The sequence below is a fragment of the Ruegeria sp. HKCCD7221 genome, assembly GCF_013031225.1.
GTDB lineage: Bacteria > Pseudomonadota > Alphaproteobacteria > Rhodobacterales > Rhodobacteraceae > Ruegeria.
On sequence record NZ_WPZE01000002.1, the window covers coordinates 497,573 to 510,196 of the forward strand.

The 12,624-nt window shown below is 58.9% G+C and carries 14 protein-coding genes; 5 read left to right on the forward strand and 9 right to left on the reverse strand.

Annotation, left to right across the window (positions count from 1 at the left end):
* Nucleotides 1-172: 172 nt before the first annotated feature.
* The 8 genes from phbB to GOX73_RS08140 form a co-directional block, all read right to left on the reverse strand.
* On the reverse strand, nt 173-895 hold the full coding sequence (gene phbB / locus GOX73_RS08105; protein WP_171122624.1) for an acetoacetyl-CoA reductase: 723 nt from the start codon (nt 893-895) through the stop codon (nt 173-175).
* A 186-nt stretch (nt 896-1,081) separates the two neighbouring features.
* Nucleotides 1,082-2,257, reverse strand: coding sequence for an acetyl-CoA C-acetyltransferase (locus GOX73_RS08110; RefSeq protein ID WP_171122622.1), 1,176 nt, complete (start codon nt 2,255-2,257; stop codon nt 1,082-1,084).
* A 182-nt stretch (nt 2,258-2,439) separates the two neighbouring features.
* Nucleotides 2,440-3,273, reverse strand: a complete 834-nt coding sequence (locus GOX73_RS08115; RefSeq protein ID WP_171134847.1) for an EAL domain-containing protein — start codon at nt 3,271-3,273, stop codon at nt 2,440-2,442.
* 99 nt (nt 3,274-3,372) lie between these two features.
* The gene (locus GOX73_RS08120; protein ID WP_171124402.1) at nt 3,373-3,561 is read right to left on the reverse strand and encodes a hypothetical protein; all 189 of its coding nucleotides are present in this window, start codon (nt 3,559-3,561) and stop codon (nt 3,373-3,375) included.
* A gap of 90 nt (nt 3,562-3,651) precedes the next feature.
* Nucleotides 3,652-4,623 (reverse strand): sterol desaturase family protein, encoded by a 972-nt coding sequence (locus tag GOX73_RS08125; RefSeq protein ID WP_171124404.1) that lies wholly within the window; start codon nt 4,621-4,623, stop codon nt 3,652-3,654.
* Complete coding sequence (locus GOX73_RS08130; RefSeq protein WP_171122614.1) at nt 4,620-5,006, reverse strand: hypothetical protein; 387 nt, start codon at nt 5,004-5,006, stop codon at nt 4,620-4,622. Before GOX73_RS08130 ends, GOX73_RS08125 begins: the two co-directional genes overlap by 4 nt.
* Nucleotides 5,007-5,067: 61 nt before the next feature.
* Complete coding sequence (locus GOX73_RS08135) at nt 5,068-5,397, reverse strand: hypothetical protein (protein WP_171124406.1); 330 nt, start codon at nt 5,395-5,397, stop codon at nt 5,068-5,070.
* Nucleotides 5,398-5,487: 90 nt separating this feature from the next.
* Nucleotides 5,488-6,054 carry a TlpA disulfide reductase family protein gene (locus tag GOX73_RS08140; protein ID WP_171124408.1) on the reverse strand — a complete coding sequence of 189 codons (567 nt, stop codon included), beginning with the start codon at nt 6,052-6,054 and terminating at the stop codon, nt 5,488-5,490.
* Nucleotides 6,055-6,075: 21 nt separating this feature from the next.
* Here GOX73_RS08140 and argH point away from each other — a divergent pair, with 21 nt between their 5' ends.
* The 5 genes from argH (at nt 6,076) to GOX73_RS08165 (ending at nt 11,790) form a co-directional block, all read left to right on the forward strand.
* Nucleotides 6,076-7,464, forward strand: coding sequence for an argininosuccinate lyase (argH, locus tag GOX73_RS08145; RefSeq protein ID WP_171124410.1), 1,389 nt, complete (start codon nt 6,076-6,078; stop codon nt 7,462-7,464).
* Nucleotides 7,464-7,646 carry an argininosuccinate lyase gene (locus GOX73_RS08150; RefSeq protein ID WP_171122606.1) on the forward strand — a complete coding sequence of 61 codons (183 nt, stop codon included), beginning with the start codon at nt 7,464-7,466 and terminating at the stop codon, nt 7,644-7,646. The genes argH and GOX73_RS08150 overlap by 1 nt, the downstream gene beginning before the upstream one ends.
* A gap of 85 nt (nt 7,647-7,731) precedes the next feature.
* Nucleotides 7,732-7,881, forward strand: coding sequence for a hypothetical protein (locus tag GOX73_RS08155; RefSeq protein ID WP_171124413.1), 150 nt, complete (start codon nt 7,732-7,734; stop codon nt 7,879-7,881).
* 65 nt (nt 7,882-7,946) lie between these two features.
* Nucleotides 7,947-9,212, forward strand: coding sequence for a diaminopimelate decarboxylase (lysA, locus tag GOX73_RS08160; RefSeq protein ID WP_171122602.1), 1,266 nt, complete (start codon nt 7,947-7,949; stop codon nt 9,210-9,212).
* A 37-nt stretch (nt 9,213-9,249) separates the two neighbouring features.
* Entirely contained in the window at nt 9,250-11,790 is a 2,541-nt protein-coding gene (locus GOX73_RS08165; protein WP_254429141.1) for a TIGR02302 family protein, read from the forward strand.
* A gap of 9 nt (nt 11,791-11,799) precedes the next feature.
* Here the strand turns inward: GOX73_RS08165 and GOX73_RS08170 are convergent, their stop codons facing one another.
* Complete coding sequence (locus tag GOX73_RS08170; protein WP_171124415.1) at nt 11,800-12,576, reverse strand: zinc-ribbon domain-containing protein; 777 nt, start codon at nt 12,574-12,576, stop codon at nt 11,800-11,802.
* Between the last annotated feature and the right edge of the window lie 48 nt (nt 12,577-12,624).

Below are 12,624 nucleotides of genomic sequence, written 5' to 3' on the forward strand. Positions count from 1 at the left end.
CCCCGCAGCCGCCCGCGCCTTTCAGCGGGCCCATGCTGAACGCGGTAAGATGCTTAAGCAGGCCATGAACTGGCTTTTTGGTTCCCGCTGAACGCAGCGCGCGCGTCCTTACGGGATAAAAGAAGGGCCGGTCTGAAAAGACCGGCCCGTTTTTTTGTTTTCCGTGTTCGGATTACACGAAAAACTGTGCACCATTGGCCGAAATGGTCGAGCCGTTGATGAATTGAGAATCGTCCGACGCCAGGAACGCAACGCAGCGTGCGATTTCCTCGGGCTCACCCAGGCGACCAGCCGGAATTTGCGCAACAATGGAATCACGCACTTTTTCAGGGACCGCCATGACCATCTCGGTTGCGATGTAGCCGGGGCAGATCGCGTTTGCGGTGATGCCTGCGCGCGCGCCTTCTTGCGCGAGGGATTTCACGATGCCCAGATCGCCTGCCTTGGTCGCGGCATAGTTCACTTGTGCGAACTGGCCCTTTTGACCGTTGATCGAGCTGATGACGATGATGCGGCCGAACTTGCGCTCGCGCATTCCAGGCCAGACCGGGTGCACGGTGTTGAACACACCTGTCAGGTTGGTGTCGATTACCTGATGCCACTGTTCCGGGGTCATCTTGTGGAACGGCGCATCGCGGGTGATGCCTGCATTGGCGACCACGATGTCGATCGGGCCGACCTCGGCCTCGACCTTTTCGATCCCAGCCTTGGACTCGTCATAGTCGGCAACATTCCATTTGTACGTGGCGATGCCGGTTTCCTCGGTGAATTTTGCTGCGGCTTCGTCATTGCCGGCATAGGTGGCTGCAACATTGTATCCTTCGGCCTTGAGCGCCTTGGAAATTGCTGCGCCGATGCCGCGGGAACCGCCGGTGACGAGTGCTGTACGTGCCATTTAGGACTCCTCCAATTCATATCGTCTTGGTAATGCTGTTACTTTGAGAGGTGATCTTGCGCAATATTATTTCGCTCTGAGTTTTGAAGTTCCGCACGGTAATATCGTCGCATCTGTGGGGCAAGCCCCAGTGTAACAAAAAAGGGCGCCCACCGGACGCCCCTTTGTATTCGGGTTTCAAGCCACTTAGTCGCGCTCCACACACAGGGCGACGCCCATGCCGCCGCCGATGCAGAGGGTCGCAAGACCCTTTTTCGCGTCGCGGCGCTTCATTTCGAACAGAAGCGTGTTCAGAACCCGGCAGCCCGAGGCACCGATCGGGTGGCCGATGGCAATCGCGCCACCATTCACATTCACGATCGACGGGTCCCAGCCCATGTCCTTGTTGACGGCGCAGGCCTGTGCGGCGAAGGCTTCGTTGGCCTCGACCAGATCCAGATCGTCAACCGACCAGCCGGCTTTTTCCAGCGCTTTGCGCGATGCATAGATCGGGCCGACGCCCATGATCGACGGGTCCAGACCCGCGGTGGCATAAGATGCGATGCGGGCCAGAGGCTCAATCCCGCGTTTTTCAGCATTCTCGGCCGACATCAGCAGGGTCGCCGCCGCACCGTCATTCAGACCGGACGCATTCGCCGCCGTGACCGAGCCGTCCTTGGTGAACGCGGGGCGCAGCTTGGCCATAGCCTCCATCGTTGCGCCGTGGCGGATGTATTCGTCGCTGTCCATCACGATGTCGCCCTTGCGGGTCTTGATGGTAAAGGGCGTGATCTCGTCAGCGAACTTGCCGGCCTTTTGCGCGGCCTCGGCTTTGTTCTGGCTGGCGACTGCGAATTCGTCCTGCGCATCGCGGCTGATCTGCCATTTCTCGGCCACGTTTTCAGCGGTCTGACCCATGTGGTAGCCGTTGAACGCATCCCACAGACCATCGCGGATCATGGTGTCGATGTATTTCATGTCGCCCATCTTGTGACCGGCTCGCAGCGCAGCGGCGTGGGGGGACAGGGTCATGTTTTCCTGGCCACCGGCGGCGACGATATCCGCATCGCCCAACTGGATGTGTTGCGCGCCCAGCGCAACCGCCCGCAGGCCCGAACCGCAGACTTGGTTGATGCCCCAGGCGGCGCTTTCCTTGGGCAGACCGGCGTTGATATGCGCCTGACGCGCGGGGTTCTGACCCTGCGCGGCGGTCAGTACCTGACCCATGATGGTTTCACTGACTTCGCCTTTTTCGATTCCGGCACGCTCAACCACGGCCTCAAGAACTGCCGTGCCGAGGTCATGGGCAGGGGTGTTGGCGAATGATCCGCCGAAGCTGCCGACGCCTGTGCGTGCTGCGGATGCAATTACTACGTTGGTCATTAAGACAATCCTTTACCATCAAGGTTCTGTGGGAAACATGACGGCGCAGGTCGCAGGGGTGGCCCCCTGACAGAAAGAGCGCCTCGTGATCCCCCGCTCCAACTGCACTTGGAATAGCGCAATGCTGCAGTTGCAGCAATGGTCAGCTTGTCTCAGGCGGGGTTTGGGCGGATTGTTCCCGGTTAACTTGCTGTTTTAGGTGTTTTTTCCGCCTTCCACGGAGACTTGATCGAAGGCGAGCCGAACAAAAAACCCTGAAGGCAGTCAACGCCGTTAGCGATAAGGAATTCCGCGTCTTCTCTGGTTTCTACCGATTCGGCGGTGACCAGAATTTCAAACTCACGCGCGACGGCGATCAGGGCGCGCACCAGTGCCTGATTGTCAGGGTTGGTGCTGATGCCGCGGACAAATTGGCCATCTATTTTGGCCGCATCGAACAGGAACTCGCGGAAATGGCGAAAGCTGAAATTGCTGGCGCCAAAATCATCCAGTGCAAACGCAACCCCCCGAGGCTGCATACGGTCCATGAAATCGACCACAAGATCAGGCAAGGTCATGGCCGAGCTTTCCGAAATTTCCAAAATCAAGCGCTCACCTATGCTAACGTCCTTCTTGAGAAACCGTTCCATCACGCGGGACCATCGCCCATACCCGATCGAACGTGCGGACATGTTAATCGACATTCGGATGTCGGGATTCCGGGCCAGCGTGCGCAATCCCATCTCAAGCGCGACGCAGTCCACTTCACGACCGATTGAAGTCTTTTCCAGTTGCGGCATGAATTCACGCGCAGGGATCACCCGGCCTGTTTCGTCCAGAACCCTGATGAACGCCTCATAGAATGCGACGCTGTGCGGAGGACTGGCCTGTATGACGGGTTGGAAAGCCAGTTTGCATTGTTTGTGCTTTATCGCTTCGGAGGCCATTTGTACCGCCGTCGCATCGCGCGAAGTGACAGCCGCATTCAGGGGGTTTTCCGACCCCTCGGGCATGTCTGCCAGTGTTTTGTCCTGCATGAGTCTGCCAATCCCTGCCGCCATAGGTCAGGTTTCGATTTCAAGGCATACTCGTGAATTTGCAGTTAACGGTGGGTGGGAATGATCCGTGCGTCAGCGTTATCGTGCCGCTTCCCAAGCTCGCCCCAGAGACGCAGCGGCCCCGATTACGGCTCCGGTAAAGCCAAGCGCCAACATGGAAAACCCAATTGCAATCAACAGGGGCAACGCTCCGCTTAACGCGGCGAACATTGCAACCAGCAAACCAGTCAGACCCAATATGGTCGATGCGGTCATAAATCGGGTCATGTCCTGCCTCCTGCTGTGTGTTTCGCGTATCCCGTTGATATGGATTGCGCGCATCACATTTCAAGATCAGACATAAGTTGGGTGGAGGCGTCAGACGCGCTTTGCCTGCGAATTGGGCATTTCTGTTTCGAATTGTTCAAATCCGGGCGACCCGCGATCTTCGGGATGGCGGGCAATGTGCTTGGCTTTGATCTGTTCCGAGTTGTCGCGACTTCCGTCGTGGCTGTAGCCCGGAGGCGCGAAGCAATAGGCAAGCCGCTGCCGCACTGTCAGCCCCGGTTGCGTGGCGTCACGCCAGATACCGACCCATTCATGGAAGGCGACCCGCAATGGGTTGAACGTGCCGATGTTGTGAACCAGACCATAATCGACTTTGTCGTCTTCCTGCTCGGGGACGAAGGTGCCAAACAGTTTGTCCCAGATGATGAAGGTGCCCGCATAGTTGCAATCGAGATAGCGTGCGTTGCGGCCATGGTGGGCGCGGTGATGGCTAGGGGTGTTCATTACGGCCTCGAACCAGCGGGGCATTTTCTTGATGGCTTCAGTGTGAATCCAGAACTGGTAGACGAGGTTCACACCGCCGCAGAACAGCACCATTGCAGGGTGGAACCCCAGCAGGATCAATGGTGAACGGACGACCATCATGAAGGTGAATGAATAGGTCCAGGTCTGTCGCAACGCCGTTGTCAGGTTGTAGTGCTGCGAACTGTGGTGGTTCACATGGCTGGCCCAGACCCAGCGGATGCGATGACCGAAACGGTGCACCCAGTAATACCGGAGATCATCCAGCACGAAGCACAGGATAATCACCGGGATCGACGTGCCCAGATTCAGCGGAGTGATTTGCCAAAGCCACATGAACCCGGCCCATATCAGGAACCCCACCATGAGATCCGAGGCGATATTGCCGGCCCCCATGATCAACGAAGTGACAGAATCCCGGGTCTCGTACCGGCCCCCTTTGCCTTTCACGGCGATCCATATGAATTCGGCCAGAATGGCGGCAATGAAAAAGGGAATGGCCCATTGCACGGCGTCTGGAAATGTAGCTTGATCGGTCATGCAGGCTCCAAAAGAAGTTGCCAGTGCTGGCGTTCGAATTCGTCTAGGCGGACAAGGACTTTGGGTGTGCCGAATTCGTGGAAAAAGACTTCAAATCCGTCCGGATGGTCCATCCAGTCAAAGTCCAGCAAATGACGGGCCACAGTGTCTGCGCCAAAGGACCACACCAGCCCGCTACCAGAAGGGGTGCGGATCAGCGCGCTATGGCCATCATGGGCCACTGTCACATCTATGATGTCATCATCCGGCACATGGCGCAGCCATTCCGACCGCGCGCTTTCCGGCGTCAGGGTACGCACACGGGATTTGCCCGAGAGATGCATCATCAACGTGATCCCGGCGATTCCTCCAACCACCAGAACCAGCAGTAATTCAAGCGGCATAGCCTTCCTCCCGACGGGCAGAGTGCAAATCCCGGCGGAAACTGTCAAAGGTGGCGTGGCGTCAGCTTGCCTGAGCGTCGGTCAAGACTTCGTGTTGAACAACGCGTCTGACGAACGGGACCAACCCTTCGGGACCGGAGGCCCGATCTTTGAGGTGGATACAGATATCCGGCCTGCGTGACGCAATTATTCCAACCAGTTCGCCACGTATTTTGTCGTCCAGCCCTGCTCCAATTATGGCGCAGGCAATCTGCGGTTCGGCATCCAGTTGCCGCCTGACTTCATCCTGATCATGCGCGCCGAGCCATTGAATGGGCATATGGTCCAATTGCCGTGCAACATCACCGATCACATTTGGCAAGCGGCCAATCAGTAAGACTACCGGTTTCATCGCTGTCTCCTTTTCTGCAGGTTACAAACTAAAACCGGCCCGTTGGGGCCGGTTTTAGTTTAGCACAGAATGGAGTTTGGTGCGTTGGGCCTAGCTTTCCGCACCCACCAGAGCCGCGATAATCGCTTTCGCGCTGTCTGAATTCCACTCGGCATCTCCGATAAGCCGGGCGATCTCGTCGCCATTGGGATCCAGGATCACGGTAATCGGTAAGGCAATCACACCGAACTCACGCGCAACAGCCGAGCCCGCATCCTGATGGCGGGGCAAGTTATCGATGCCGTTTTCCTCGAAGAACTTCTTGATCCCGGCGGCCGAGTTGCGGCCTGTGGCCAGGGTGACAACCTCGAACTTGTCGCCGCCGAACTCTTCCTGCAGCTCAGCAATCTGGGGCATTTCCTTACGGCAAGGGGCGCACCACGTGGCCCAGAAGTTCACCAGAACATACTTGCCATTGTAATCCGCCAGCGTTGCGGTGCCGCCGTCATCTTCAAGCTGGAATTCGACCAACTCATGAGGTTTGGGTTCTCTGTGCAGGATCAGCCGTTTCAGCGTGCCGTCACGGAGCGGCTTCAGAGATTCGACATCCGCAGCCAAAGCCGCATTTGCACCCAGCGCAAGGGCCATATAAAGGGGGATCAGACGAAATAGGCGCATATCAACTCCGGGTTTTCTTACATGACCGATCAATCCTCGAACCAGATGTGGGGCGGCCGCTTTGCCGCCGGTCCAGACGCGATCATGGAGGCAATCAATGCCTCGATCGGGTTCGATCAGCGGATGGCAGCCCAAGACATCGCAGGCTCGCGCGCCCATGCCGCCATGCTGGCTGCCACAGGCGTCATAAGTGATAGTGATGCGCAGGCCATTCGGGAAGGGCTGCTCACAGTCTTGTCAGAAATCCAGTCCGGTTCGTTTCAGTTTTCGACCGCGCTGGAAGACATCCACATGAATGTCGAAGCGCGCCTGAAAGAGGTGATCGGAGAACCCGCAGGCCGTTTGCACACAGGGCGTTCGCGAAACGATCAGGTCGCGACGGATTTCAAACTCTGGGTCCGCGATCAGTTTGATGCCGCCGAAACCGGCCTGCTGGCCCTGATCTGTGCACTGCTGACACAGGCCGAGGCCGGGGCCGATTGGGTCATGCCCGGTTTCACCCACTTGCAAACCGCGCAGCCGGTGACGTGGGGCCATCACATGATGGCTTATGTTGAGATGTTTGGCCGTGACCTGTCGCGTGTGCGCGATGCGCGCGCACGGATGAACGAATCCCCCCTTGGTGCTGCGGCGCTAGCCGGAACGTCCTTCCCGATTGATCGGGACATGACCGCGCAGGCGCTGGGCTTTGACCGCCCCGCAGCGAATTCGCTGGACGCCGTCAGCGACCGCGACTTCGCGCTGGAATTCCTGTCAACCGCCTCGATCTGCGCCGTCCACCTGTCGCGCTTTGCCGAAGAACTGGTGATCTGGTCCTCGGCCCAGTTCCGGTTTGTGACGCTTTCGGATCGCTTTTCGACCGGGTCGTCGATCATGCCGCAGAAGAAAAACCCCGACGCGGCGGAATTGATCCGCGCCAAGGTGGGTCGGATTTACGGCGCGAATACCGCCCTGATGATGGTGATGAAGGGCCTGCCGCTGGCCTATTCCAAGGACATGCAGGAAGACAAGGAACAGGTCTTTGACGCCGCCGACAACTGGATGCTGGCGCTGGCCGCGATGGAGGGGATGGTCAAGGACATGACCGCCAACCGGGAAAGCCTTGCTGCTGCGGCGGGGTCTGGGTTCTCGACCGCGACCGATCTGGCCGATTGGCTGGTGCGGGTGCTGGGCCTGCCATTCCGCGACGCGCACCACGTCACCGGTTCGTTGGTCGCGATGGCCGAAAGCAAGGGCTGCGATTTGCCTGACCTGACGCTGGAAGACATGCAATCGGTTCACGCGGATATCACCGAGGATGTCTATTCTGTTCTTACCGTCGAAAACTCGGTAAACTCGCGTCAGTCCTACGGCGGCACAGCCCCGGATCAGGTGCGTGCCCAGATCAAGCGGTGGAAGGCGTTGGTGTAATGCAGATCATGCGAGTTTTGCTTTTGGTCTCGCTCGGAGCGGTACTGGTCGGGTGCGGCGCGGACGGCGAGCCGATTCAGCCGACGATGAATGCCAGCATCGGCGTCGGCAGCAGCGGCACGCATGTGGGTGGCGGAATTGGTCTGCAACGCGGCGGGTTGGGAATTTACCTGGGCCGCTGACGAGCGAAGATTGCAATTCTCTGGCTCCGCGCCCATTTGCACCCGGTAACTGGCGCTTTGGCGCCTTAACTCCGAAGAGACACGAATGAAAACTATTGGCCTGATCCTGTCGCTTGCCGTTCTGGCGGCGTGTGATCCTTCGTACAACCCGCGCCCAGAGCCCGAGACCAACTCGGGCGGGTCAGGGATCAAGATTTCCGGCCACGGACGGGTCGGCGTTTCAACATCCAACTAATGCAACGCAAGGGCGCGCGCAGAATCCATTGATCCGCGCGCCCTTTTTGGTCTAAGCGCGCGGGTATGGATCACTTTCTATATCGCGACGGCGCGCTTTTCGCCGAGGATGTCCCAATCTCCGAAATCGCCGCGAGCGTCGGAACCCCTTTCTATGTCTATTCCACAGCGACCCTGCTGCGGCATTTCAAGCTGTTTGATGATGCGCTGGACGGCATGGACCACCTTGTCTGCTATGCGATGAAAGCAGCCAGCAATCAGGCGATCCTGAAGACGCTGGCGCAGGCGGGCGCGGGGATGGATGTGGTCTCGGGCGGGGAGTATCTGCGGGCCAAGGCCGCAGGCGTGCCGGGCGACAAGATCGTATTCTCGGGTGTTGGCAAAACGGCGGATGAGATTCGCACCGCGCTGACCGGCGGTATCCGCCAGTTCAACGTGGAATCCGAACCTGAAATGGAAGTGATCAACGCGATTGCGCTGGAACTGAGCGTTGTGGCACCGATCACCGTGCGGGTGAACCCGGATGTGGACGCCAAGACCCACGCCAAGATCGCCACCGGCAAGTCGGAAAACAAGTTCGGCATTCCGATCGCCCGCGCGTCCGAGGTTTATGCCCATGCAGCCAGCCTGCCGGGGTTGGAGGTGATCGGCATCGATGTTCATATCGGCTCGCAGCTGACCGAGCTGGAACCGTTTGAGCTAGCCTATACCAAAGTCGCCGAGTTGACCGAGCAGCTGCGCGCCGAAGGTCACAATATCCGTCGTCTGGATCTGGGCGGAGGCTTGGGTATCCCCTATACTCGCGCGAATGATGCGCCGCCGCTGCCGGTGGAATATGGCGCACTGATCAAAAAGACACTGGGCCATTTGGACTGTGAGATCGAGATCGAACCGGGTCGCTTGATTGCGGGCAATGCGGGTCTGATGGTCAGCAAAGTAATCTACGTGAAATCGGGTGAAGGCCGTGATTTCCTGATCCTCGACGGGGCCATGAACGACCTGATCCGCCCTGCGATGTATGAGGCGCATCACGATATCGTCGCTGTGAATGAACCCGCGCCGGGGGTGGAACAGCAACCCTATGACATCGTGGGCCCCGTGTGCGAAACCGGCGATACATTCGCCAAACAGCGCAGCATGCCGCCGCTTGCGCCGGGCGATCTGGTCGCCTTCCGCAGCGCCGGGGCCTACGGTGCGGTGATGGCCAGCGAATACAATACGCGCCCTCTGATCCCCGAAGTTCTGGTGCATGGCGATCAATTCGCCGTAATTCGTGAACGCCCAAGCTTTGACGAAATGATAAACCGCGATACCATACCAGAGTGGCTTTGACGCGATAGGCGCGCGGGCCCGTTGACGGAGGCCCGCCTTGCGCACAAGACCGACCTTGCCGATCCCAAGACTGTCCCTGCTGCTGACGCATGCAGGGATGCTGGCCGAGCGAGTATGGCGTGCTTTTTGGCCGTTTTTTTCTGTACTTATGGTGATTCTGGCCGCGTTAATGCTGGGCCTGCAAGATCTTGTGACGGTTGAAACCGTCTGGATCGTCGGATCACTTTCGATGCTGGGCCTTTTGGCTGCGCTGGCTTTGGGGGCAAGGCGATTCCATCTTCCGTCCCGGGCCGAAGCGTTGATGCGTCTGGATGAGACCCTTCCGGGCAGACCTATTCAGGCGCTTATGGACAGTCAGGCAATTGGCGCGATGGATGCGGACTCTGTCGCTTTGTGGCACGCGCACCAAAACCGGATGGCCCAGCGTGCGGCACAGGCCGAACCGGTCAAGCCAAACTTGCGCCTTGCGGATCGCGACCCCTATGCCCTGCGCTATTCGGCGCTGCTGGCCTTGGTGATCGCTGCCTTGTTCGGGTCGTTCTGGCGCATCGGATCGGTGGCCGAGATGACACCGGGGGCCGCGATGGCGGGGCAGGGGCCAAGTTGGGAAGGCTGGGTAGAGCCGCCCCGATATACCGGCCTGCCGACGCTCTACTTGGCCGATCAATCCGACCCAACGCTGTCGATCCCGCAGGGCAGCCGGGTAACGCTTCGCTTTTATGGCGAAGTTGGTGCGCACAGCCTTACCGAAACAACCACTCTGCTGGGGACCGAAGCTGCAACCGCGCCCGAGCAGGAATTTGTTGCTGACCGGTCCGGGCTTTTGAGGATTGATGGTCCTTCTGGACGAGATTGGACGCTGGATATCATAGCGGACGCGCCGCCCCAGATTGCCGTTGCGGATATAGCCGAGGCCGAAGCTGGAGGGCAGATGAAGCTGCCCTTTGCGGCTGGTGATGACTATGGCGTTCAATCCGGTTCGGCCACCATCGAACTCGACCTTGCCTCTGTTGACCGCCGTTATGGTCTGACGCATGAGCCAGAACCACGCGATGTAATTTCCGTTGAATTGCCGATGCCGATTACAGGGGATCGCACCGACTTTATCGAGGACTTTATCGAGGATTTCTCGGAACACCCCTGGGCGCATCTGCCTGTCAAAATCACTCTGACCGCGCGCGATGCCGCAGATCAGGAAACGCAGTCCGAACCGTATATGACGGCGCTGCCTGCCCGTCGTTTTTTCGATCCCTTGGCGGCGGCGATTATCGAACAGCGGCGCGATCTGCTATGGACACGCGAGAACGCCACGCGCGTTGCGCAGCTTTTGCGGGCAGTGTCTCATTTGCCCGAAGACGTGTTCCGATCGGATACGGCCTATCTGCGGTTGCGCGTGACGCTTCGGCGGCTTGAGACATTCACCGAATACGGCCTGAAACCGAAACAGCAGGCTGAGATTGCTCAGTCCCTGTGGGATCTGGCGGTTCTGATCGAGGAAGGAACGCTGGCGGATGCGTTGGAACGGATGCGTCGCGCGCAGGAACGCCTGACCGAGGCAATGCAGAACGGCGCAACCGATGAAGAAATCGCCGAGTTGATGCAAGAACTGCGCGAGGCTACGCAGGATTATATGCGGCAGCTTCAGCGGCTGGCGCAGGAAAATGGCGGTGAGGAAGGTCAGCAAGGCCAGAACGGCGAAACCATGCAAATGACGCAGGACGACCTGCAACGCATGATGGACCGTATTCAGGAACTGATGGAACAGGGCCGTATGGCCGAGGCGCAGCAGGCGTTGGAAGAGTTCCAGCAGATGATGGAAAACATGCGCATCACGCAAGGTCAGGGTCAGGGCCAGCAGTCCGAAGGCCAGCAGGCGATGGAAGGTCTGGCCGAGACGCTGCGCGAACAGCAGGGGCTGAGCGATCAGGCTTTCCGCGATTTGCAGGAACAGTTCAATCCCGGCGCGCAAGCTGGTGAAAATCAGGGCAATGAAGGCCGAAATGGGGGTCAGGGCCGTGGCGAAAGCCACGAAGGCCAAGGTGGTCAGGGTCAGGGTTCGGATCAGGCCGGAGAAGGTCAGCAGGGTCAGGGATCGCTGGCCGATCGCCAGCAAGCCTTGCGCGATGAGCTTGGTCGACAGCAACAGAACTTGCCCGGCGCTGGAACGCCCGAGGGCGAATCTGCCCGCGACGCGCTGGGTCGTGCGGGCCGCGCCATGGACGAGGCCGAGCAAGCGCTGCGCGGTGACGATCTGGCCGAGGCGATTGATCGCCAGTCCGAGGCGATGGAAGCCCTGCGCGAAGGTATGCGTTCACTGGGTGAAGCGTTAGCCCAGAACCAGCAGAACCAGCGCGGTCAAGGCGCGCAGGAAGGCGACATGCAGGCCAACAATCGCGATCCTCTGGGTCGTAACCCGGGTGCAGCAGGGTCGATTTCAACCGATGACAACCTGCTGCAGGGCGAAGATGTCTATCGCCGGGCACGGGAATTGCTGGACGAAATCCGCCGACGGACCGGAGAATCGGACCGGCCTGAGATTGAACTGGAATATCTCAAGCGACTGCTGGAGCGGTTCTAACGCGACAGGTCAGTTCTGCGGTGTGCCGGCTCCGGTCTGCGCCTCAAGCCAAACGCGTGCCTGATCGACAAGTGTCACATAGCCATCAAGGACAGGATCAGCCTGCGGTACGGCCTCGGAAATGCGTTGTGCGTTGCCGTAGATCAGGAACAGGATAACGCCAATGATGATCATCAGCAGGAAACCACGCCGGAACCCACCGCCAGACTTGCGCGGTACCAGTTCCACCTCTTCTTTCTTTTTCTTTTTTTTCTTGGGTGCGGGTTCTTCGCTACGCAGCGAGGAATTGATTGCGTCGACATCGGGAAGCGCGTCTTTCCGACCGGCATCCTCGGCCGTTTCCCTTGCCGTCAGGTCCTTGATTGCCTGCTCTGGCTCAGGCTCTGGAGGCGCGTCTAGCGCCAAATCGGGCTGCGTTTCCAGAGTTTCAGCTTCTTTCGCGCGCAGGTCAGCCTCACGCGCGGCTTCCTCTTTCAGGATGTTCGCTACGGCAGGATCAACGTTGCCCGACGCTGAGTCCTCGGACGGTTTGTCCTCGGCCGTTGGGGTTTCCGGTTCCGCGTCCGCTGCAGGTTTTTGCGGTGGTTCCGGCGCAGGTTCTGCCGGGGTTTTCTCAGCCGTGCCGGTTTCGGGTTTCGCTGGTTCGGGCGTGGCCACGGGTTCTGGGTTTTTGCTTTGGAACCATGTTTTTTCGCAGTTGGAGCATTGAACGTCACGCCCCTCTGAAGGGATAACCTCGTCTGGCACCTCGTATTGGGCACCGCAATTAGGACAAGTAAGACGCATGCTGCCTCCCGGCCATAGTATTGACCTGATGATAGTTTTTTCAGGAAT

What these genes read in the sequence shown, in the direction of transcription:
- phbB (WP_171122624.1), bottom strand. Translation starts at nt 895, where the DNA reads ATGGCACGTACAGCACTCGTCACCGGCGGTTCCCGCGGCATCGGCGCA.
- GOX73_RS08110 (WP_171122622.1), bottom strand. Translation starts at nt 2,257, where the DNA reads ATGACCAACGTAGTAATTGCATCCGCAGCACGCACAGGCGTCGGCAGC.
- GOX73_RS08115 (WP_171134847.1), bottom strand. Translation starts at nt 3,273, where the DNA reads ATGCAGGACAAAACACTGGCAGACATGCCCGAGGGGTCGGAAAACCCC.
- GOX73_RS08120 (WP_171124402.1), bottom strand. Translation starts at nt 3,561, where the DNA reads ATGACCCGATTTATGACCGCATCGACCATATTGGGTCTGACTGGTTTG.
- GOX73_RS08125 (WP_171124404.1), bottom strand. Translation starts at nt 4,623, where the DNA reads ATGACCGATCAAGCTACATTTCCAGACGCCGTGCAATGGGCCATTCCC.
- GOX73_RS08130 (WP_171122614.1), bottom strand. Translation starts at nt 5,006, where the DNA reads ATGCCGCTTGAATTACTGCTGGTTCTGGTGGTTGGAGGAATCGCCGGG.
- GOX73_RS08135 (WP_171124406.1), bottom strand. Translation starts at nt 5,397, where the DNA reads ATGAAACCGGTAGTCTTACTGATTGGCCGCTTGCCAAATGTGATCGGT.
- GOX73_RS08140 (WP_171124408.1), bottom strand. Translation starts at nt 6,054, where the DNA reads ATGCGCCTATTTCGTCTGATCCCCCTTTATATGGCCCTTGCGCTGGGT.
- argH (WP_171124410.1), top strand. Translation starts at nt 6,076, where the DNA reads ATGACCGATCAATCCTCGAACCAGATGTGGGGCGGCCGCTTTGCCGCC.
- GOX73_RS08150 (WP_171122606.1), top strand. Translation starts at nt 7,464, where the DNA reads ATGCAGATCATGCGAGTTTTGCTTTTGGTCTCGCTCGGAGCGGTACTG.
- GOX73_RS08155 (WP_171124413.1), top strand. Translation starts at nt 7,732, where the DNA reads ATGAAAACTATTGGCCTGATCCTGTCGCTTGCCGTTCTGGCGGCGTGT.
- lysA (WP_171122602.1), top strand. Translation starts at nt 7,947, where the DNA reads ATGGATCACTTTCTATATCGCGACGGCGCGCTTTTCGCCGAGGATGTC.
- GOX73_RS08170 (WP_171124415.1), bottom strand. Translation starts at nt 12,576, where the DNA reads ATGCGTCTTACTTGTCCTAATTGCGGTGCCCAATACGAGGTGCCAGAC.